The organism is Kribbella sp. NBC_01510, assembly GCF_045040325.1.
Lineage (GTDB): Bacteria > Actinomycetota > Actinomycetes > Propionibacteriales > Kribbellaceae > Kribbella.
This window is the reverse complement of the sequence record NZ_CP109418.1, coordinates 3,818,414-3,839,148: the sequence shown is the minus strand read 5'-3', so window position 1 is coordinate 3,839,148 and position 20,735 is coordinate 3,818,414. Positions and strand designations below refer to the sequence as shown.

20 protein-coding genes are annotated in these 20,735 nt (G+C 69.4%); 10 read left to right on the top strand and 10 right to left on the bottom strand.

Annotation, left to right across the window (positions count from 1 at the left end; translation table 11 throughout):
• Window positions 1-51 precede the first annotated feature (51 nt).
• The 3 genes from OG558_RS19080 to mtrA form a co-directional block, all read right to left on the bottom strand.
• Window positions 52-1,830 carry an LpqB family beta-propeller domain-containing protein gene (locus OG558_RS19080; protein WP_405071462.1) on the bottom strand — a complete coding sequence of 593 codons (1,779 nt, stop codon included), beginning with the start codon at window positions 1,828-1,830 and terminating at the stop codon, window positions 52-54.
• Entirely contained in the window at window positions 1,827-3,509 is a 1,683-nt protein-coding gene (gene mtrB, locus OG558_RS19075; RefSeq protein ID WP_405071461.1) for an MtrAB system histidine kinase MtrB, read from the bottom strand. Before mtrB ends, OG558_RS19080 begins: the two co-directional genes overlap by 4 nt.
• A gap of 101 nt (window positions 3,510-3,610) precedes the next feature.
• The gene (gene mtrA, locus OG558_RS19070; protein WP_131345780.1) at window positions 3,611-4,288 is read right to left on the bottom strand and encodes an MtrAB system response regulator MtrA; all 678 of its coding nucleotides are present in this window, start codon (window positions 4,286-4,288) and stop codon (window positions 3,611-3,613) included.
• Between the two features lie 223 nt (window positions 4,289-4,511).
• Here mtrA and OG558_RS19065 point away from each other — a divergent pair, with 223 nt between their 5' ends.
• The 5 genes from OG558_RS19065 to OG558_RS19045 all read left to right on the top strand — a co-directional run bounded on the left by OG558_RS19065 (window position 4,512) and on the right by OG558_RS19045 (window position 9,669).
• Window positions 4,512-5,528: a hypothetical protein gene (locus tag OG558_RS19065; protein ID WP_405071460.1), complete on the top strand. Its 1,017-nt coding sequence runs from the start codon at window positions 4,512-4,514 to the stop codon at window positions 5,526-5,528.
• Window positions 5,525-6,151: a DUF4129 domain-containing protein gene (locus tag OG558_RS19060; protein WP_405071459.1), complete on the top strand. Its 627-nt coding sequence runs from the start codon at window positions 5,525-5,527 to the stop codon at window positions 6,149-6,151. The genes OG558_RS19065 and OG558_RS19060 overlap by 4 nt, the downstream gene beginning before the upstream one ends.
• Complete coding sequence (locus OG558_RS19055; protein WP_405071458.1) at window positions 6,148-7,290, top strand: DUF4350 domain-containing protein; 1,143 nt, start codon at window positions 6,148-6,150, stop codon at window positions 7,288-7,290. The genes OG558_RS19060 and OG558_RS19055 overlap by 4 nt, the downstream gene beginning before the upstream one ends.
• Before the next feature lie 115 nt (window positions 7,291-7,405).
• Complete coding sequence (locus OG558_RS19050; RefSeq protein WP_329484697.1) at window positions 7,406-8,377, top strand: MoxR family ATPase; 972 nt, start codon at window positions 7,406-7,408, stop codon at window positions 8,375-8,377.
• A complete protein-coding gene (locus OG558_RS19045) occupies window positions 8,377-9,669 on the top strand; it encodes a DUF58 domain-containing protein (protein WP_405071457.1) in 1,293 nt (430 codons plus the stop codon). Before OG558_RS19050 ends, OG558_RS19045 begins: the two co-directional genes overlap by 1 nt.
• 470 nt (window positions 9,670-10,139) lie before the next feature.
• Here OG558_RS19045 and OG558_RS19040 read toward each other — a convergent pair whose 3' ends face one another.
• The 4 genes from OG558_RS19040 to OG558_RS19025 form a co-directional block, all read right to left on the bottom strand.
• Window positions 10,140-10,466 carry a hypothetical protein gene (locus tag OG558_RS19040; protein ID WP_405071456.1) on the bottom strand — a complete coding sequence of 109 codons (327 nt, stop codon included), beginning with the start codon at window positions 10,464-10,466 and terminating at the stop codon, window positions 10,140-10,142.
• 109 nt (window positions 10,467-10,575) lie between these two features.
• Window positions 10,576-11,283, bottom strand: a complete 708-nt coding sequence (locus tag OG558_RS19035; protein WP_405071455.1) for a phosphotransferase — start codon at window positions 11,281-11,283, stop codon at window positions 10,576-10,578.
• On the bottom strand, window positions 11,280-12,080 hold the full coding sequence (locus OG558_RS19030) for a VOC family protein (protein WP_405071454.1): 801 nt from the start codon (window positions 12,078-12,080) through the stop codon (window positions 11,280-11,282). The genes OG558_RS19035 and OG558_RS19030 overlap by 4 nt, the downstream gene beginning before the upstream one ends.
• Window positions 12,077-12,412, bottom strand: coding sequence for an ArsR/SmtB family transcription factor (locus OG558_RS19025; protein ID WP_405071453.1), 336 nt, complete (start codon window positions 12,410-12,412; stop codon window positions 12,077-12,079). The genes OG558_RS19030 and OG558_RS19025 overlap by 4 nt, the downstream gene beginning before the upstream one ends.
• Window positions 12,413-12,789: 377 nt before the next feature.
• On the opposite strand from OG558_RS19025, the gene OG558_RS19020 reads away from it, so the two are divergent.
• From OG558_RS19020 to OG558_RS19010, 3 genes are read left to right on the top strand one after another with little or no spacing between them, the layout of a single operon-like run.
• The gene (locus OG558_RS19020) at window positions 12,790-13,398 is read left to right on the top strand and encodes a TetR/AcrR family transcriptional regulator (protein ID WP_405071452.1); all 609 of its coding nucleotides are present in this window, start codon (window positions 12,790-12,792) and stop codon (window positions 13,396-13,398) included.
• 2 nt (window positions 13,399-13,400) lie between these two features.
• Window positions 13,401-14,300 carry an ATP-binding cassette domain-containing protein gene (locus tag OG558_RS19015; protein ID WP_405071451.1) on the top strand — a complete coding sequence of 300 codons (900 nt, stop codon included), beginning with the start codon at window positions 13,401-13,403 and terminating at the stop codon, window positions 14,298-14,300.
• Entirely contained in the window at window positions 14,297-15,886 is a 1,590-nt protein-coding gene (locus tag OG558_RS19010) for an ABC transporter permease (protein ID WP_405071450.1), read from the top strand. The genes OG558_RS19015 and OG558_RS19010 overlap by 4 nt, the downstream gene beginning before the upstream one ends.
• On the opposite strand, the gene OG558_RS19005 is transcribed toward OG558_RS19010, so the two are convergent.
• Window positions 15,883-16,662: a DUF1206 domain-containing protein gene (locus OG558_RS19005; protein WP_329484688.1), complete on the bottom strand. Its 780-nt coding sequence runs from the start codon at window positions 16,660-16,662 to the stop codon at window positions 15,883-15,885. The genes OG558_RS19010 and OG558_RS19005 overlap by 4 nt on opposite strands.
• Window positions 16,663-16,692: 30 nt before the next feature.
• Entirely contained in the window at window positions 16,693-17,688 is a 996-nt protein-coding gene (locus OG558_RS19000) for a stage II sporulation protein M (RefSeq protein ID WP_405071449.1), read from the bottom strand.
• Window positions 17,689-17,770: 82 nt separating this feature from the next.
• Here OG558_RS19000 and OG558_RS18995 point away from each other — a divergent pair, with 82 nt between their 5' ends.
• Window positions 17,771-18,715, top strand: coding sequence for an RDD family protein (locus OG558_RS18995; protein WP_405071448.1), 945 nt, complete (start codon window positions 17,771-17,773; stop codon window positions 18,713-18,715).
• Window positions 18,716-18,761: 46 nt separating this feature from the next.
• On the opposite strand, the gene ahcY is transcribed toward OG558_RS18995, so the two are convergent.
• On the bottom strand, window positions 18,762-20,198 hold the full coding sequence (ahcY, locus tag OG558_RS18990; RefSeq protein ID WP_329484685.1) for an adenosylhomocysteinase: 1,437 nt from the start codon (window positions 20,196-20,198) through the stop codon (window positions 18,762-18,764).
• A 120-nt stretch (window positions 20,199-20,318) separates the two neighbouring features.
• On the opposite strand from ahcY, the gene OG558_RS18985 reads away from it, so the two are divergent.
• Complete coding sequence (locus OG558_RS18985) at window positions 20,319-20,678, top strand: MerR family transcriptional regulator (RefSeq protein WP_405071447.1); 360 nt, start codon at window positions 20,319-20,321, stop codon at window positions 20,676-20,678.
• Window positions 20,679-20,735 lie beyond the last annotated feature (57 nt).

Below are 20,735 nucleotides of genomic sequence, written 5' to 3'. Positions count from 1 at the left end.
GAACCGGCCCGTCGGACGCAACCGTCCTGGCGCCGGCCTGTGGACAAGCGGTCAGCCCGGGTACACCGGGAAGATGGGCGGGGCCTTGGGGTCGGAGTCCATCGGGGTCCAGAGCAGGTCGCGGCTGAGCCAGTGCACCTTGCCTTCGACGTCCTCGATGACCGGAAGGGTGTCCAGGTTGGGGTTGGACGCGATGGACCGGGCGGAGAAACCGGCCGGCGACCCGGGCAGTAGCTGCAGCTGGGATCCGTCGGAGTTGACCAGCCAGGGCCCCGGGGTCGAGTTGCTGCTCGAGGTGCTCACGCCGACGACCAGGATGCCCTGCTTGGTCCACGCCGCGTCGGTGATGCCGCCGAGCGGGAGCTGGAGCTGGCGGAACTGCCCGAGCACCAGCTGCTTGCCGCTGTTCCCAGGCAGGATGGTCCCGGTCTGCACGTAGTTCTTCCCGGTGGTCTTGGACTTCATCACCAGCAGTGCCCGGACGCCGTCCGGCGCCATCCTGAGGACCACCGGGGTGTCGCCGCGGAAGCTGGTCTTCACCAGGCTGACGTCGCCGCCGCGGTTGCGAACCCGCAGCCGTGGCGCCCCGCTGTCGGCCTTGTCCATGATCCAGAGGTTGTCCTGGTTGTCGTAGCTCGGCCGCAGCACCGGACCGCTCACGGGGATCGACTTGACCGCGTCGCTCTTGTCGGTCGCGTCCAGCCGGGCGTACGCGACCACGTCGTCGCCGTCGGCCGTGGTCACGACCGCGCCGGCGTCGCCGTGGAGGTTCACCGCGAAGGACTGGGCGTTGTACGGGTAGAGCTGGCTGGAGGTCAGTGGCTGGGCGGCGATGTCCGACGCCCCGTCCAGCCCGACGATCCGTTGCACCTTCCCCAGCCTCACGCCGTACAGGTCGGTCAGGGCGCCGCCGGGCACCGCCGGGTCGTACTGGCTGAAGTTCGCGAACGGCAGGATGTCCGGGTCGTCCGGCAGCAGGGGTGCGCCGCCCACGGTGATCTTGACCCGGAGGCTGATCTGGTTGAGCGTCCAGACGATCTGGGCCGCGAGCAGCCGGCGGTCCTGGTCCCGCATCGACGCGGCCGCGTCGTTGAGCGCGACGGTCGCCACGCCGAACTCGACCGGGACCGACACCTGGACCTCGGTGCCCGGTGGCGCCAGCGTGATCACGCCGCTGCCGAGCCGGCCGGTCGGGCCCTTCAGGAGCTCCTGGACCAGCTGGGTCGCAGCCTGCCCGGAGGACAGGTTCACCGGCAGATAGACCGGGTCGGGGACCAACATCTCCCGGCCCGGCGTGAAGTAGTACAGATCGCGCGGGGCGAGCTTCAGATCCACCTGGTTGCTGCCCAGGTACGCCCCGGGCGGCGCCGAGGCGACCCGGTACTGCCCGTTCACCTTGGTCAGCTTGAAGAAGAAGTCGGCCGGCGCGTTCGCCGGCGCGGGGATCCACTCGCCGCGCTGGTTGATCGTCGCGATCTTGCGGGCGGTGAGCTGAATACCGCCGGCCCGTCGCGCCAGCGCGTCCGGGCGCTGGTCGTACACCACGGTCCCCGACTCCGGCTTCCACGCCGCCGCGGCCTCCGGGGTCATGTACTGCCGGGCGATGTCCAACGCGCCCTGCGAGTCCGACATGGCCTCCAGGAAGCCGTTGACGATGTCCATGTCGTTGAAGGTGTCCCGCGGTGGCTTCGCCTCCACACCGACACCGCCGAGGTCCGGCGCCAGTCCTTGGCGGCTCCCGCTGCGGACGGTGCCTTTGGTCGGTACGGTCGCGCAACCGGTGACCAGCAGCAGGACCGCGAGCAGAGCGACGAGCAGGCGCCTTCTCATCGCTCATCACCTCCGGTGAGCTTCTGGTACGGCGCTCCCACGTCGACCAGCGATTTCTCGGTGATGACCCGGCTGGCGTCGACCGGGCGGGCCGGCAGCGGTGAGCCGGTCAGGGTGACGTCGGACCGGCGCGGCAGGGTGAGCCGGAAGTAGGCGCCGTCACCCGGCGAGCCCCAGGCGTCGAGCCGGCCGCCGTGCAGCCGGGCGTCCTCCAGGGCGATGGACAGGCCTAGGCCGGTGCCGCCAGTGGTCCGGGCCCGGGCCGGGTCGGCGCGCCAGAACCGACTGAACACCATCTCCGCCTCCTCGGGCCGGAAACCGATACCGTGGTCCCGGACCGCAACCGCCGCCGCGTCCTCGTCGTGCGCCGTACTGATCCGGATCGGCTGGCCCTCGCTGTGCTCGATGGCGTTGCCGATCAGGTTGCGCAGGATGCGCTCGATCCGGCGCGAGTCCACCTGGGCGCGGCACGGCTCCGGCATGTCCAGCTGGACCTCGCAGCCCTTGCGCTGCAGCAGGGTCTCGTGGTTCTCCAGGACGCGGTTGACGATGTCGCGGAGGTCGACGTCCTCCAGGTCGAGCGCGGCCGCGCCGGCGTCGAACCGGCTGATCTCCAGCAGGTCCGCGAGCAGCTCCTCGAACCGGTTGAGCTCGTTCTGCAAGAGCTCCACCGAGCGGCGGCTGATCGGGTCGAACTGGTCGCGGCTCTCGTGCAACAGGTCGGCGGCCATCCGGACTGTGGTCAGTGGCGTGCGCAGCTCGTGCGAGACGTCGGAGACGAACCGGCGCTGTAGCCGGGACAGCTCCTCCAGCCGGCGGATCTGCCGCTGCAGGTTGCTCGCCATCTTGTTGAACGAGACCGCCAGCCGGGCCAGGTCGTCGGTGCCGCGGACCTGCATCCGCTCCTCGAGCTTGCCCGCCGCCAGCCGCTCCGCGATCCGCCGCGCCATCCGGACCGGGGTGACGACCTGCCGGGTGACCAGCCAGGCCACGGCGCCGAGCAACACGATCAGCAGGAGTCCCGCGGTCAGCAGCGCGCGCTGGACGACGTCGAGCGTCTCCTGCTGCGCGGTGAGCGGGAAGAGGAAGTAGACGGCGTACCGCTCGTTGGTGGAGGTGATCCGCAGCTGCGAGCCGATCACCAGGCCGGGCACGCTGGGCCCGTCGCGGTAGTTGATCTGGGTGTAGGTGTCGTACAGCTTGGACTCGTCGCTCATCACCGAGGACGCCAGTGTCTGCGGGATCGAGTCGCTGTCGACCAGGCCGGTGTAGCGGATCGCGTTGGACTTGGAGCTGTCGGTCGGCACCAGCAGGACGTCGTACAGGCCGGGGCGGTTGGAGCCGAGCACCAGCTCGGACAGCTGCTGGTTGATGGTGTTGCGGTCGGCGGCGTTGATCGTGTTGGACAGCTGGGTGAGCTGGGCGAGCGCCTCCGCCTGCGCGCTGGTACGGCGGGACTCCAGCACCCCATCGGTGACCTGGCTCATCATCACCCAGCCGACCAGGATCAGGACGAGGGTCGACATCAGCAGGGTGCCGGTGACGATCCGGGCCTGGATGGACCGGCGCCAGATGTCCGGCCAGTGCTTGGGGTGCGTCCGCCAGAGCGGCTGCGGGTAGGCAGGCCAGTCCGCCGCGGCGGCGGTCAGCTCCAGCTCCGTCCCACGGGACTCGGCCACCTCCTGCTCGGGTGGGGCCGGTGGCTGCGCCGGGCCTGCTGCCGCGGGGGCGGCAGCCGGCTCGGTGGCAGCCTGCGACTCTGTGTCGCGTCCGTACTCGATCAGTCCGCACCCGCCTTGTAGCCGACGCCGCGGACCGTCACCACGATCTCCGGGTGCTCCGGGTCCTTCTCGATCTTGGAGCGCAGCCGCTGGACGTGCACGTTCACCAGCCGGGTGTCGGCCGCGTGCCGGTAGCCCCAGACCTGCTCCAGCAGGACCTCACGGGTGAACACCTGCCAGGGCTTGGAGGCCAGGCAGACCAGCAGGTCGAACTCCAGCGGTGTCAGCTGGATCGTCTCGCCGGCCCGCTTCACCGAGTGGCCGGCCACGTCGATGGTGAGGTCGCCGATGGTCAGCGACTCCGGCCCGGGCTCGTCCATCCGGCGCAGCCGGGCCCGGATCCGGGCCACCAGCTCCTTCGGCTTGAACGGCTTGACCACGTAGTCGTCGGCGCCGGACTCCAGGCCCAGCACCACGTCCACGGTGTCGCTCTTGGCGGTCAGCATCACGATCGGTACGCCGGACTCGGCCCGGATCGCCCGGCAGACGTCGATCCCGTCCATCCCGGGCAGCATCAGGTCGAGCAGCAGCAGGTCCGGCTTGAACTCCCGGAACGCCGGTACCGCTTTGTCACCCGTCGCGCACAGGTAGGTGTCATAGCCTTCGTTGCGCAGGACGATGCTGAGCATCTCCGACAACGCTGTGTCGTCGTCGACGATGAGGACCCGACCTCTCATCGTCCGGTTACCATCTGCCACGCCCTGCTCCTTGCCGTCCGATCGTTGTGCGCCCAGCGGATGCTGACCGTACGCACTACGGATAGTGTCCCATTCCCCTGGTAGTGCACACGCCGGATCGCCGAGTGACCCCCGGTTGGGCTGTGATCATGGTGCATCGCCGGGGCTCACCACAACTCACGCGGGACTCGAGCCGGCGGTTCAGCCGAGGGGAGGGCAGCTAGTGGCCGACGACATCCGTTTGCACGAGGAGGCGGCGGAGGAGCCGTTGCGGCCCTGGCTGCCCGCGGACCTGCTGGACAACGCCGCCCGGACCATCTCCGACAACAAGACGATCATGCTGGGACTCCCGGTGCTGGCCGCCATCGCCCTGGTCGCGGTGCAGGCCGCTCTGACACAGGTCGCCGTACCGGGTGGGCTCGGTGGGTTCTTCGGTGCCGATGAGCCGTTCCAGCAGGCCGGTGCGGCGCTCCTGCTCACGTACGGCGTGCAGCTCGTGCTGTTCAGCGCGGTGTCGAGCATGCTGGCCGGGATCATCGCGCTGGCCGCCGTACGGAGTCAGCTGGCCCGCCGGGTCGGCCCACGGGAGCTGCTGCGGCTGGTCCGGCCGGCACTGCCCGCACTTGCCGCGGTCGGGCTGGTGCAGTCGCTGTCGTTCGCGCTACTGATCGGCGGCTGGGGTCTGGCGGTGCTCGGGATCGGAGCCGGCGCGGACGCGGCGATCTCCTCCGATGCGGCCGGTGCGGTGGCCGTGGCGATGATGCTCGTCGGCGGAGTGCTCGTGGTGATCTTCGGCATCCGCCTGGTGCTGGCCGGGACCGTCGTACTGATGGAGGGCCGGCACGCTCCGGACCTCGGGCTCCACATCCCTGCCAGAGTGGGCATCTGGGGTGCGCTGAGACGGTCCTGGCAGCTGGTGAGGGGCAAGTTCTGGCGGGTGTTCGGCATCCTGCTGTTCGGGGGGCTCGTGGTGAACATCGTCAGTTACGCCCTGCAGTTCGGGATCTCGGCGCTGGTGATCACGGTCGGTTCGTGGGCGGACAGCAGCGAGGGCAGCGGTGCGACGGCGGTCGCGATCGCGCTCGGTGCGGCCGCCGGGATCGCGACCGTGCTGACGCTGGTCGCCAGCCTGGCGTTCCTGTCCGCCGTCCAGGCCCTGATCTACCTGGATCTCCGGGTACGCCGGGAAGGCCTCGACCTGTGGATGCGCCCGGTGCTCCGGCCCGGAGGTGGGTCGTGATCTTCCTCCAGGAGCCGCCGGTCGACATCGGCCGGGACCAGGCTGCCCAGGAGGCGGCCAAGGAGCTGTCCAAGTCGGCGTACCGGGAGTCCGGGGGCTCGATCGTCGGGAAGGCGATCGCCAAGGTCCTGCAGTGGATCGGCGACCTGCTGGACAGCCTCACCGGCTCCTCCCCGAACGGGCACGCCGGTCTGGCCATGCTGATCGGTCTGCTCGTGCTCGTCGTCATCGTGGTGCTGTGGCGGGCCGGCGTACTGCGCACCAGTCACCGGACGCCGCAGGCGGTGTTCGACACGGCCAAACCCCGGACGGCGGCCGAGTACCGCGCCCAGTCGGAGCGCGAGGCGGCATCCGGCGACTACGCGCTCGCGATCCGCAGTCGCTTCCGGGCCTGCGTCTCCGAGCTGACCGAACGCACCATCCTGGACGAGCGCGCCGGCCGGACGGCGTACGAGGTGGTCGCGGACGCGGGCCGCAGCGCTCCGGCACTGCGGGGGTCTCTGCAGCCGGCGGCGCTCGCATTCACTGAGGTTGTCTACGGCAACCGTCCCGGGACTCCCGAGCGGTACACCGCTGTCGTGGCCGCCGACGACGCGGCGCGGACTGCTCGGGTGGCCGTATGAGTACGCCGGTCGGGCGGAGCGCCGGGGAGAGCTGGCGAGTACTGCGGACACCGCTGCTCGTCACCGGCGCCATCGTGCTGATCGCCATCGTCGTCATGATCGCCACCACCGCACGGACGTCGGGACCGTTCAGCCCGGACTCCACAGAGTCGGACGGCGCACGTGCGCTGGCGACGCTGCTGAAGAACCACAGCGTCGATGTGCACAGCACCGAGGTCCTGGACGACGCGGTGCAACCTGGGGACGGCAAGGCGCTCGTCATCGGCCCGGACGGGTCGCTGGATCGCTCTGACTGGCAACGGATCGCGGATGCGCGGTGGAGTCACCTCATCCTGATCCGCCCTGGTACACGGGCCTTGGAAGTCCTCGCACCGGGTGTCCTGGACACCGGTCAGATCCTGTCGTCGAGCAGTCGCCGGCCGGGCTGCGATCTGCCGGCCGCGGTGAAGGCGGGTACGGCGACTGTCAGCGGGTCGACGTACTCCGCTCCCGACGGTGCACAGAGGTGCTACGGCGACGGCATCAACAACACGGTGATCCGGGTGGAGTCGGATAACCGGATCGTCGATGTCGTGGGCACTCCGCGCACCTTCACCAATGCGGAGCTCGCTGACGACGGCAATGCCGCGCTGGCGCTCGATCTGCTCGGCACGCACCAGGACCTGACCTGGTATCTGCCGCAGTGGGAGTCCAGTGGCTTCGACGACGAGGACTCGGGCGGTCCCCCGCTGGTTCCGCCGGACGTCCGCTACATCGGCTGGGCGCTGGCGTTCGCCGTACTGGTCGTCGCGATCTGGCGCGGGCGTCGGCTCGGTCCGGTCATTGCAGAACGGCTGCCGGTCATCGTGCACGCCGCGGAGACCACTGAAGGCAGGGCGCGGCTCTATCGGCGCTCACGAGCTCGGGACCGTGCCGCGGCGGCACTGCGCGAGTCCGCGCTCGGCAAGCTGCACAAGGCTCATGGCATCCCCCGGCGGGCCGATCCTTCGGCGGTTGTGGCGACCGTGGCTGCTCGCACCGGTCGAGACCCGGCCATGCTGTACGAGCTCCTCTACGGCCTTGCACCACTCAGTGATGCCGCTCTGATGTCTTTGTCCCATGAACTCGACGTTCTGACGCAGGAGGTACGACACCCGTGACGGTGCATATGGCCGCGCCTCCGGCGCGGGGGTCCCGGGGCCTTGGCTCCCGGCGTTCCCTCGTCGCTTCAGTCGCTTCGCTCCTTACGCTCCTCAGTCCACGCCGGGAGGCCCCGTGACCACTACCGAGATCAGCGCTGACCAGGCCAGGCAGGCGCTGGTTGCGCTGCGGACCGAGATCGGCAAGGCGGTGGTCGGTCAGGACACCGCGGTGACCGCACTGGTGCTCGCCCTGCTCTGCCGCGGCCACGTGCTCCTGGAGGGCGTGCCCGGTACGGCGAAGACCCTGATGGTGCGCGCGTTGTCGACGGCCATGCGGCTGAACACCAAGCGCGTGCAGTTCACGCCGGACCTGATGCCGGGTGACGTCACCGGATCGCTCGTGTACGACGCGAAGACCAGCGAGTTCGAGTTCCGGCCGGGCCCTGTGTTCACGAACATCCTGCTGGCCGACGAGATCAACCGGACTCCCCCGAAGACCCAGGCGGCGTTGCTGGAGGCGATGGAGGAGCGACAGGTCACCGTGGACGGCGAACCGCGCAAACTGCCGGTGCCGTTCGTGGTCGCCGCCACCCAGAACCCGATCGAGTACGAAGGCACCTATCCGTTGCCGGAGGCCCAGCTCGACCGCTTCCTGCTGAAGGTGACGCTCGACATCCCGCCGCGCGATGCGGAGATCGCCGTACTGGCTCGGCATGCCCAGGGTTTCGACCCGCGGGACCTGGAGGCGGCCGGGCTGCGGCCGGTGGCCGGGCCGGAGGACCTGCTGGCCGGACAGAACGCCGTACGACGGGTTGCCGTGCGGGAGGACGTGCTGGCGTACGTGGTGGACCTCTGCCGGGCGACGCGGCAGTCTCCGTCGCTGCAGCTCGGGGTGTCGCCGCGCGGCGCGACCGCCTTGCTGGCGGTGTCCCGGGCGTGGGCGTGGTTGTCGGGCCGTGACTACGTGATCCCGGACGATGTGAAGGCGATGGCACGTCCTTGCCTTCGGCATCGAGTGCAGGTGCGGCCCGAGGCCGAACTCGAGGGCGTCAGCGCCGATGCGGTGCTGGAGAGCGTGCTGGCCACGGTGCCGGTACCACGCTGATGGTTCTCACGGGCCGGGCCGGTCTGTTGGCCGCCGCCGGTGTCATCTTCGTCGCTCTGGTGATGCCTAGCTGGAGCGGCGTCGGTGTGGTGGTCGCGGTCGTGCTGGTGGTGTGTGTGGTCGACATTCTGCTGGCCGGGTCGCCGCGACGGCTGCAGTTGAGTCGTGAGGGCGACAACGCCGTACGGCTCGGTGAGCAGGCTGTGGTTCAGTTGCTGGTCGCGAATCCGGGTCGGCGGGTGCGCGGGTTGTTGCGGGACGCGTGGCCGCCGTCGGCCGGCGTACTGGATCCGCCGCACAAGCTGGACCTGCCTGCTGGTGAGCGGCGGCGGCTGGTGACGCATCTGGTGCCGACGCGGCGTGGTGATCGGCGCGCGGAGCGGGTGACGATCCGGGCGATCGGTCCGCTCGGGTTCGCCGGTCGGCAGGGATCGCACCGGGTGCCGTGGACTGTGCGGGCGCTGCCGCCGTTCAAGAGTCGCAAGCACTTGCCGTCGCGGTTGGCGCGGCTGCGGGAGCTGGACGGGCGTACGGCGCTGCTGGTGCGGGGGCAGGGCACGGAGTTCGACTCGTTGCGTGACTATGTGCCGGGTGACGACGTACGCAGCATCGACTGGCGGGCGACGGCCCGGCGCGGCAACGTCGTACTGCGGACGTGGCGGCCGGAGCGCGATCGGCAGGTTGCCATCGTGATCGACTCCGGGCGGATGTCCGCGGGGCGGGTCGGGGATGCGCCGCGGTTGGACCATGCGATGGACGCCGCGTTGTTGCTGGCTGCGTTGGCGACGCGGGCGGGTGACCGGGTTTCCTTACTGGCTTGCGATTCCGCGGTGCGGGCCGACGTACGACGTCCTGCTCCTCAAGACGTCCTGCCGTCGTTCGTGAACGCACTGGCGAACGTCGAGGCCGAGCTCGTCCAGACCGACTTCCGGATCGTCGTCTCCCAGGTCCTCGAGCGCCTCGGCCAACGGTCCCTCATCGTCCTCCTCACCGGCCTCGACCCAGCCGTCATCGAGGAGTCGTTGTTGCCGGTAATCGGCCCGTTGTTGCGTCGCCACGTCGTAGTCCTCGCGTCGGTCGCCGACCCCCGACTCACCGAACTCGAGTCCACCCGCACCGATCTCCCCGAGGTGTACGCCGCCGCCTCAGCCGCCCGCACCCGCCTCGACCGCGAACGCGTCACCGCCATCCTCACCCGAGCCGGCGCCACCGTCGTCGACGAGAACCCCGACCAGATCGCCCCCGCCCTGGCCGACACCTACCTATCCCTCAAGAAGGCCGGCCGCCTCTAACAGGGGGACGCCGGGCTCTTGTGCTGGTGGTGTGCAGCTGGACAGGAGGTGTCTGTCCACCGGCGATGGTCCGCCGGCGTGCTCAGGCGTGAAGCCGGCCGGCAGGACCGGACCCGAGCCGACACCTCCTGTCCAGCTGCACCACTACCCGTCCCCACCTGCACCCCACGGCCGGTGACTGGACTGATGCGGCTGTCCGGTGATCAGGCCGGCGCACGACTCGCAACCTTGGACACCACCTGGAGACCTGGGACACCCGATGTCAGGTCCACGATCCCCAATCCCTGTCCGCGACCCCGGCGGTCCCGCTCGTCAACGCCCAGCAGGCCAGCTCAAACCCAGCACCTCGGTCAGACGAGCCGGACGCCGTCGCGGAAGACGACGTTGGTTGGGCCTGGATCGTGTCTCCGATGCGGACGACGCCCTGGGTGAGTCTGCCGCCGGTCAGCGGGACGGCCTCGTCCACCGGCTCACGCCTTGGGGCGGAAGGTATACGGCGCGGCGGCGGCGAGTGTTGTGCCGGACAGGACTCCGATCAGGACGGCGTACCCGACCCTGCGGTTGCGCTGCAGTTGGCAGTCGGTGTCGATCGGCTTCTCGGGCTTGTCCCAGTGCGCACCGATCCCGGGCTCCGGTGACGGCTCGACTCCCGGGTCGGTGCCGATCACCGCAATGCAGTGCGTCGTCACGTCGGCGGACTCCGCGGTGTGCGCGGGATGGTTGAAGAGCAACCATGTCATCACGACCAGACCGATCACGCCGATCGCCATCGCGATGGGTGGTGCCTTCGTCCTCATCAGCTGCATCTCCCCAGGTCGTTGCCGGGGACAACGTAGCCGACCGGGAGGGCCAGTCAGGTCATCGACGAAAGCCCCGATCGCCCCCGCCTACCCACGCGCGGATCCTCTAATCCAGCGCTCGCTCGAACACCTCCCGGTTGGCCGTCGTGAAGGCGTGCTCACGCCTCGACCAGGTGATGCGGTCGGCTCGGTGCCGGTCTGACACCTCGACGGCCGCCTCGGTCCAGAAGCGGGCGTTGCGGGTCTGCTGTTCCAGCGTGGCGTCGACGACCGCGTGACGCTGCGGTCCGTTGAGACCGTAGGCGTCTACGAGGATTCGGACCTGCTCGGCCTGCCGGTCGGCGTCGTCGTACTTCGAGGCGATGCACCAGGTCCAGGCGGCGTACCCGATGTCTTCCAGGCGGCTCCCGGGCTCGGCGGTGTCGAAGTCGATGAGGGCCGCGGGGACGCCGTCGCGGAAGACGACGTTGGTCGGGCCGGGATCGTGGTGGCAGACCACGTCGTGGTGGGCGGCGAGGGAGGTTCCGTGGGTGGCGTCGTGGAAGGCTCGGAGCAGTACGCCGACCGCTGCCACCTGGTGGTCGGCCCAGCGCTGGAACTTCGCCGGGGCCCACCCGTCGAGGTAGATGAGGATGTCTCGGCTCTCGTCGTCCCGACCCAGGTAACGCGGCGCTGCGTCGAAGCCTCGCCGATCCAGCAGTTGCAGCAGGTCGCGCGTGAAGGCAGATCTCGCGGAGGCTGGGCGGCGCACCGTGTCGCCGACCCGGACGACGCCTTGGGTGATGCGGCCGCCGGTGAGGGAGTGTTCGATCACGCCATCGTGGGCCGGGCTTGGGCGAAGGTCCAGTGGTGGCCTTCGAGGTCTTCGGCTTCGTAGCTGGTATAGCCGTAGTGGTGGATCTCGGTGAGGATCTTGGCGCCGCCCGCCTGGGCTTGGGCGAAGTGGGCGTCGAGGTCGTCGACGTACACCCAGACGTTGTGGTCAGTCGTGGTGGGGCGCGGGTCGGTGCGCTTGACGAGGAGTACGGCGGCTGAGCCGACGTTGAGCTCGATCCACGAAGGGTTGTCGCCCTCGGCGGGGATGCTGTCCCACGAGTCGAGGCCGAAGACGGTGTGCAGCCAGCGGGCCGCGGCGGACGGATCGTCGTACGACAAGGCGATCGTGAGGCGGTCGAGCTCGCGCGGGGTGCGCGGCGCGGTGGAGCGGCGGGCGACCCAGGCCGGGATCCACCGGATGACGCGCGGCCAGAAGTAGAACGCCTTGCCGTCGTCGCGGACCAGGGACTGTACGACGGTGACGCGCGTACCGCCGTCGACGGCGGCGAAGTCGATCCGGGTCTCGGTGTCGTCGACCGAACTGCGGTAGCCGAGCCGGGCGCCGGGCTCCCACTCGGTGATCGTCGCGAGCTCGAGCGCATCGTCGCCGGAGTACACCTCGAGGACCCGGCCACCGACGCCGGGCTCGATCCGCATCGCGGTCACCCGGCCGGAGTCCCAGAAGTTGATCGGGTTCCGCACCCACCACAGGTCGATCTCCTCGGTGAACACCTGGAACGCGGTGGCCGGGTCGGACGCGACCTCGACGGATGCGGTGGCGGATCGTTCGGTCATGACGACTCCTTCTGCTCGACGTGTCGTTTGAACGAGCCCAGCTGCTCGCGCCAGTGCGCCTGCACCTGGTCGAGCCAGGCCTGCACCGCGACCACGGGCTCGGGGTTGAGCCGGAAGACCCGGACCCGGGCGTCGTCGGGGACCCGCTCGTCGGCGACCAGCCCGGCCGCCAGCAGGATCCGCAGATGCCGGCTCATCGCCGGCGACGAGGCTCCGGTCGCGGCCGCCAGCTGCCCGGCCCGCCGCGGCCCCTCCCCCAGCAGCTTCACCACCTGCCGCCGGGTCGGATCAGCCAGCACCTCGAAGAACCGACCCACCTGATCTTCCACCATGCCGCAATAGTTAACCGTACACGGAACTATTGTCAACGGCATGAAGAACCACCCACCCGCCTCGATGGCCGAAGGGAGCGGCGCAACGTCAGGGGTTGCCCCCCGACATGGAGGGTTGCCCTCTCAGATTCCGAGTGGGCAACCCTCCAACTCGGTGGTTATCCCCTCGGTTGGGGTTGGCCCGTGGCGGCTCGGCGGGCAGAGGTCGTACGGCGGTGTGCCGCGGGGTCAGGTGGTGGCGACAGCCGGGACGAGGTGGCAGGCGACCTGGGGATCGCCCGCTGCCAGGAGGATCGGGAGTGATCAGTGATCTTCTGTCCACTTGACTACACGATCGTGTAGTAGTTTGCTCTTGTGTGTAGCGAGAGGAGCTGACGATGGATCGACCGGTCGACGACCTGACCGCGCGGGCCCGGATCCGGGACGCGGCGATCAAGCTGTTCGGTGAGCGGGGCATCGAGGGTGCGTCGATCCGCGACATCGCCGCCGAGGCCGGCGTCTCGTCCGGCCTGGTCCGCCACCACTTCGGTTCCAAGGAAGCCCTGCGGGACGCCTGCGACCAGTACGCGCGGGAGCGGATGACCGAGATCGGTGCGGAGCTCACCGGCCAGGACGGAGTGGCCGGCCTCGACCCGGCGGCGCTGCACCCGCGCGTCTTCCCGCTGCAGCTCTACCTGGTCCGCTCGATGATGGACGGCTCGGAGACCGCGACCGCACTGTTCCTCGACGCCGTCGACGCGGTCGAGCAGTGGAGCACCAGTTACGGCATCGAGCCCAGCGACCGGCGGGCCTACGCGGCCGCGCTGGCCGCGATCAAGCTGAGCGTCTTCGTGTTCCGTGACCAGGTCTCGAAGGCGCTGGGCGAGGACATCACCTCACCGGCGGGGTATGCCCGGATCGGCCAGGGACTGATGGAGGTCTTCACCATCCCGCTGGTCACGCCGGAACAGGCAGAACAACTACGCAAGCGCTCTGAGGAGAAGTGATCATGCCGGCTGCGATCAGCACGGAAGGTCTGGTCAAGACGTTCGGGCGGACGCGCGCCCTGGACGGTCTCGACCTCACGGTGCACACCGGGGAGGTGCACGGATTCCTCGGCCCGAACGGCGCGGGAAAGACCACCACGATCCGGATCCTGCTCGGGATGACCCGGGCGACAGCGGGCACCGCACGCGTGCTGGACGGCGATCCGTGGTCCGATGCGACCGACCTGCACCGGCGACTCGCCTACGTGCCCGGCGACGTGACGCTGTGGCCGAACCTGTCCGGTGGCGAAGCGATCGACCTGCTCGGCCGGATGCGCGGCGGCGTGGACAGGAAGCGCAAGGCCGACCTGCTCGACCGCTTCGATCTCGATCCGCGCAAGAAGGCCCGCGCCTACTCCAAGGGCAACCGTCAGAAGGTGGCGCTGGTCGCCGCGCTGGCCTCCGATGTCGAGCTGCTGCTCCTCGACGAGCCCACCTCGGGGCTGGACCCGTTGATGGAGGAGGTCTTCCGCGAGGTCGTCCAGGAGGTGAGCGAGCGCGACGGCCGGACGGTCCTGCTGTCCAGCCACATCCTGTCCGAGGTCGAGGCGCTCTGCGACCGGGTCACGATCATCCGCGCCGGCCGGGCCGTCGAGAGTGGCACGCTGTCCGAGCTGCGGCACCTGACTCGTACGTCGATCCAGGCGGAGCTGGTCGGAACCATGGACGGTCTGGCTCAGCTGGACGGCGTACACGATCTGCGGGTGGACGACGGGCGGGTGCGGTTCGACGTCGACACGGACGAGCTCAACCCGGTGCTCCGCCGGCTCACCGAGATCGGCGTACGGAGTCTGGTCAGTCAGCCGCCGTCGCTGGAGGAGTTGTTCCTGCGGCTGTACGAGCCGGAGGCGGTTTCGCGATGAAGACTCTTGCAGGGACCGGCGGGCTGATCAGGCTGATCCTGCGCCGCGACCGGATCGTGCTGCCGCTGTGGATCGTGCTGCTGTGCGCGATATCGATCAGCTACGTGCAGACGTACGGCGATCTGTTCCCGACGCCGGAGTCGAGACTGAAGTATGCGAGCAACGCCGGCTTCATCACCTTGTACGGCGAACTGTCCGGGACCAGCCTGGGTGAGTTCGTCACCTGGCGACTGGGCTTCGTCCCGGTCATGATCGGGCTGATCAGCCTGCTTACGGTGATCCGGCACACCCGGGTCGAGGAGGAGACCGGTCGGCGCGAGCTGCTCGGGGCGAGTGTCGTCGGCCGGCACGCGCAGTTGGCCGCGGCGCTGCTGGCGACGTTCGGCGCGAATCTGGTGCTCGGCGTACTGCTTGCCTTCGGCATGCACAGTCAGGATCTTCCCACGGCCGGATCCATTGCCCTCGGCATCGAATTCGCCGGCACCGGGTGGATGTTCGCGGCCGTCGGCGCGGTGGCCGCCCAGCTGACCGCGAGCGCCGGGACCGCGCGGGGTATCGCGATCAGCGTGCTCGGTGCGGCGTACGTCCTGCGGGCCGCCGGTGACACCAGCGCGCACACGGACGGACCGCTGGCCTGGCTGGCCTGGCTCTCCCCGATCGCCTGGGCCCAACGGATCCATCCGTACGGCGCCAACCGGTGGTGGCTCGCCATTCTGGTGCTCGCGGCAACCGTCGTACTCGTTGCCGTTGCCCTCTATCTGTCGGTACGGCGGGATGTCGGCGCGGGACTGTTGCCGGCCAGGCTCGGTCCGGCGGAGGGGCGGCTCGGATCGCCGCTGGCGCTCGCGTGGCGGCTGCATCGCGGGCTGCTGGCGGCGTGGACAGTCGGATTCGCCTTGCTGGGCTTGCTGTTCGGCGGCGTGGCCAAGGGCGTGGGCGACATGATGCGCGACGATCCCTCCGTGCGGGAGGTGTTCCAGCGGCTCGGTGGCGCGGCCGGGCTGATCGATTCGTACTTCGCCGGAGTGATGACGATCGTCGGGCTGATCGCGTCGGCGTACGCTGTCCAGGCGACGCTGCGGTTGCGCACCGAGGAGGCGAGTGGACGGGCCGAGCCGGTACTCGCGACCGCGACGAGCCGGCTGCGGTGGGCCGGGAGCCACCTGGCCTTCAGCCTGCTGGGTCCGGCGCTGGCTCTGCTCGCCGCAGGTGTGGCCGAGGGCATCGCCTACGGCTTGGCGATCGGCGACGTGGGCGGACAACTTCCGCGGCTGATCGGTGCGTCACTGGCGCAACTGCCGGCCGTATGGGTGCTGGCCGCGATCGCCATCGCCCTCTTTGGGCTGTTTCCGCGCCTGTCACCGGTCGCGTGGGCAGGGCCGGCGATCTGCCTGCTGATCGGACTCGTCAGTGGCGGCATGCAGTTGGACGACTGGGTGCGGGGTATCTCGCCGTTCAGCCATCTGCCGCAACTCCCGGGCGGGGCCACGTCAGCGGGTCCGCTGATCGCGCTCCTCGCGATCGCCGCCGTACTGGGAATCGCCGGTCTGGTGGGGCTGCGGCGGCGGGACATACCGGTCGGTTAGCGGCGGGCGTTGCGGGACCAGACGAAGGCGTACACGCCGAAGGCGGCGATACCGAGAGCGAGGATGGTGAGCAGGACGGAACCGAAGGGCTGGTCCTTGATCGTGCGGAGCGCGGTGTCCAGGCCGCCGGCCTTCTTCGGGTCGTAGGCGATCGCCGCCCAGCCGAACAGGGCGCCGACGACGATGAACGCGACCCCCTTCGAGGCGTAGCCGATCCGGCCGAGCAGGATCGTCGTCTCCGAGACCCCACCGGTCAGATCCTCGGTGAACTTCTTCGTGATCGCCTTGTAGATGTCGCGGACACCGACGCCGATGATGACCAGACCGATCACGACGACCAGCACCCGGCCCGGTCCGTTCGCCATCAGCCTTGCGCTGAGTGACTCCTGCTGACTGGTGCTCGAACCAGTGGACCCGAGCGCGACCTTCACTGCGCTGATGCCGAGGACGAGGTAGACCAGTCCGCGCCCGATCGACGACACCTTCTTCTCGAGGTCCAGGTGACCGTAGGCGAGCTCGATGGCCCGCCAGATCACCAGCGCGAACAGCCCGATCGCGACGATCCAGAGCAGGACGTCTCCGAACGGCTTGTCGGCCAGTTCCTGGAGAGCGCCTTGTTGCGATGCCTCCTGCGAGGACTTGCCCCAGGCGAGTTGCAGGGCGATCCAGGCGATCAGCAGGTAGACGACGCCGTACGCGATCAGCCCGACGGTGATCGCGATGCCGTACCAACGACTGTATCTGACCTCATTGGCGGTGTTGCTTTGGCTGCTCACTCCAGATCCGGTGCCCAGAGCCGAAACGCTCTATGCGGAGACCGGGGCCGTGGCTTCCCGGTCGGCCGGGTCGATGTCGCCGTACTCACCGGCGCGGGCGGCGCGGCGGCCGAGGGTCCAGACGTACACGAAGAACGCGACCTCGGCGAGGATGCCGATCGCGATCCGGACCGGACCGGGCAGGAACGGTGTGACAAACGCTTCGATCAGGCCGGTGACCAGGAGTACGGCGGCCAGGCCGATCGCCATACCGACCGTGGCGCGGCCGGTCTGGGCGAGGGCCTGCATCCGGGTGCGCGCGCCGGGCGCGACCCAGGCCCAGCCGAGCCGGAGCCCGGCCGCGGTCGCGACGAACACGGCGGTCAGCTCGAGCAGGCCGTGCGGCGTGATCAGGCTGAAGAACAGGCCGCCCTTGTCGTGACTGATCATCAGTCCGGCGCTGACGCCCAGGTTGAGCGCGTTGTCCCAGAGGATGAAGATCGACGGGATCAGCAGGATGCCGAGCGCGAGTACGGCGGCACTCAGCGTGGCGTTGTTGATCCACACCCGGAGGGCGAAGTCCTGGGCCGGGTTCTCCGAGTAGTAGGACTGGAAGTCGTGGTCGACCAGTTGCTGGATCTGCGCCGGCGTTGCGATCGAGTCCACCACGTCCGGGTGGACGAGGATCCGCCAGGCCGCCCAGGCCGCGACCAGGTAGAACAGCAGTCCGATGGTGAGCCACCAGCGTCTGGACGCGTAGAGGGCGGCTGGGAAGCTCACCAGGAAGTACTTCGAGATGTCACGCCAGACGGGAGCCTGTGCACCGGTCACGGCACCACGCGCGTCGGCGATGAGGCCGGAGAGGCGTCCGATGGAGACCGGGTCCGCACCTGCGGCTCTGAGCGCGGCCAGGTGGGTGCCGACGCGCTGGTAGAGCGTGACGAGTTCCTCCGCCTCGGCACCGGACAGGCGGCGCTGGCGGCGGGTCAGGTAGGCCAGCCGGTCCCACTGCGGCTGGTGCACCGACACAAACGCCTCGACGTCCACAAGCGCACCTCCTCCACTGACTGGCTCTCTGCGCTGGCAGACTAGCCCGACACGGTGTCTGACCTTGAGGGGGGCGACAGAAGTGTCTCAGCTGGTAACCGGAGAAGCAGTTGTCCTCCAGGTGCGGATCGCCCGGATGCCGACGAGGGCGCTGGCGTGCGCGATCGACGTGGTGCTGCAGGGCATCGTGCTGGTCGTCCTGATCTCGCTGCTGGCCGGCTTCCTGATCGGTGGGCAGGCGAGTGAGGCGCTCGCGGCCGCCTTGATCTTCATCGTCGTCCTGCTCGTCGTGATCGGCTACCGCGTGGTGATGGAGACGCTGACCCGCGGCCGCACGCTGGGCAAGATGGTGCTCGGCCTGAAGGTGGTCCGCGACGACGGGAGTTCGATCCGGTTCCGGCAGGCGCTGGTGCGGTCGCTGCTGTGGTTCTTCGTCGACTTCGCGCCCTGGTTCGCGGCCTGCCCGGGGATCGTGGCGAGCCTGATGAACAAGCAGGGCAAGCGCTTCGGCGACATGGTCTCGGGCACAGTCGTGATCCGCGAACGCCACCAGCCGATGGCGTCACCCCCACTCTTCGTCCCCGGCCACCTGGTCCGGTGGGCCCAGTCCCTGGAACTGTCCCGCCTCTCCGACGACCTCGCCAACGCCTCCCGCGACTACCTCGCCCGCTACACCGAACTCCAGCCCGACGCCCGGACGGCCCTGGGCGACGCCCTGGCCTCCCGCATGGCTGTCGTCACCGCGCCCGCCCCACCGGTCCCGCTGATCGCGCCGGCCTACCTCTCCGCCGTACTGGCCGAACGCCGCCGCCGAGAACTCAACCGCCTGGCCACCCGACGCCCGCTCCACGCCCCGTCCTACGCCATCCCTCCAGGCCCCTTCGCCCCACCGACCCCGTACGGCGCTCTCCCGGCGCCCGCCGTCCCGGTCCCGGGACCGTTCACCGCACCACCGCCGTACGTCGACCCGCGCCCCGCCACCCTCAATCCCCAAGGCTGGGCCGCCCCAGGCAGCAACGAGCTGTAAAGCGAAGCGCCCCACCGAGAACGGTGGGGCGCTTGCTGTGGGGGGATCAGTAGCGGTAGTGCTCGGCCTTGTAGGGGCCTTCGACGGGGACGCCGAGGTAGGCGGCCTGTTCCTTGCTGAGCTCGGTTAGCTTCACGCCCAGGGCGTCCAGGTGCAGGCGGGCGACCATCTCGTCGAGGTGCTTGGGCAGAACGTACACGTCGGTCGGGTAGTCGGCCGTCTTCACGAAGAGCTCGATCTGCGCGAGCACCTGGTTGGTGAAGGAGTTCGACATCACGAACGACGGGTGCCCGGTCGCGTTGCCCAGGTTCAGCAGGCGGCCCTCGGACAGGATGATGATCGTGTGCCCGTCGGCGAACCGGAACTCGTCGACCTGCGGCTTGATGTTGACCCGCTCGATGCCCGGGACCTTGTACAGCCCGGCCATGTCGATCTCGTTGTCGAAGTGGCCGATGTTGCCGACGATCGCCTGGTGCTTCATCGCCGCCATGTGGTCGGAGGTGATGACGTCCTTGTTGCCGGTCGTGGTGACGAAGATGTCGGCGATCCCGACCACGTCGTCGAGCGTGGTCACCTGGTAGCCGTCCATCGCGGCCTGCAGCGCGCAGATCGGGTCGATCTCGGTCACGATCACCCGCGCGCCCTGGCCCCGCAGCGACTCCGCGCAGCCCTTGCCGACGTCGCCGTACCCGCAGACGACCGCGACCTTGCCGCCGATCAGTACGTCGGTGGCCCGGTTGATGCCGTCGATCAGCGAGTGCCGGCAGCCGTACTTGTTGTCGAACTTCGACTTGGTCACCGAGTCGTTCACGTTGATCGCCGGGAACAGCAGCGCGCCGGCCTTGTGCATCTCGTACAGCCGGTGCACGCCGGTCGTGGTCTCCTCGGTGACACCCTTGATGCCCTGGCCGATGGTCGTCCACAGCTGCGGGTCCTCCCGCAGCGTGCGGGTCAGCAGCTTCAGGACGACGCCGTACTCCTCGGAGTCCGCGGTCGACGGGTCCGGCACGACACCGGCCTTCTCGAACTCGGTGCCCTTGTGGACGAGCATGGTGGCGTCGCCACCGTCGTCGAGGATCATGTTCGGGCCGTCAGCACCGGGCCACTTGAGCGCCTGCTCGGTGCACCACCAGTACTCGTCCAGCGTCTCGCCCTTCCAGGCGAAGACCGGCACCCCGGCGGGGTTCTCGGCCGACCCGGTCGGGCCGACGACGACCGCGGCGGCGGCGTGGTCCTGGGTGGAGAAGATGTTGCAGGACACCCAGCGCACGTCGGCGCCGAGCGCCACCAGCGTCTCGATCAGCACCGCGGTCTGGATCGTCATGTGCAGCGAGCCCATGATCTTCGCGCCCGCCAGCGGCTTGCTCTCGCCGTACTGGGCCCGCATCGCCATCAGGCCGGGCATCTCGTGCTCGGCCAGCCGGATCTCCTTGCGCCCGAACTCGGCCAGGCCGAGGTCCGCCACCTTGTAGTCGAACGTCATACCGGTTCCCGCTCCCCTGAAGACTGTGATTGCTTCCTGCTTGCCAGAGCCTAGAGGGCCGAGCCAGGCGGTTTGATCGCGGGGGAGGTGATTTTGACACTGAAATGTCAAGATTGCCGTATGCGCATCACCGAGGCCGCGCGCCGACTGGGCACTACCCCGCGCATGCTGCGCTACCGGGAGGCCCTCGGCCTGCTGCCGCGCTCACGCGCCGGGCACACCGCACAACGCCAGTACGACGACCGCGACCTGGCCGCCGTCCAGCTCGCCCTGGATCTCGAACGCCGGTACGACGTGACCCCGGCCGCGCTGGCGTTCGCACTCAGAGCCCTGGCCGAACCGTCCGTCGCCGCCGACGTCCGTAACCTCGGCTACCGCACCGGCCGCCTCACCGCCCCACCCACCCAGTCCGAGATCGACCGCGATCGCGCCCTGCGCTGGCTCGGCCGCTCGGGCGTTCTCCCGCCCAGACCGCGCTGAACCCACGGATCGGCGGTATCGTTCGAACTACGCTCCATTGAATCCAAGGGCGGTGCG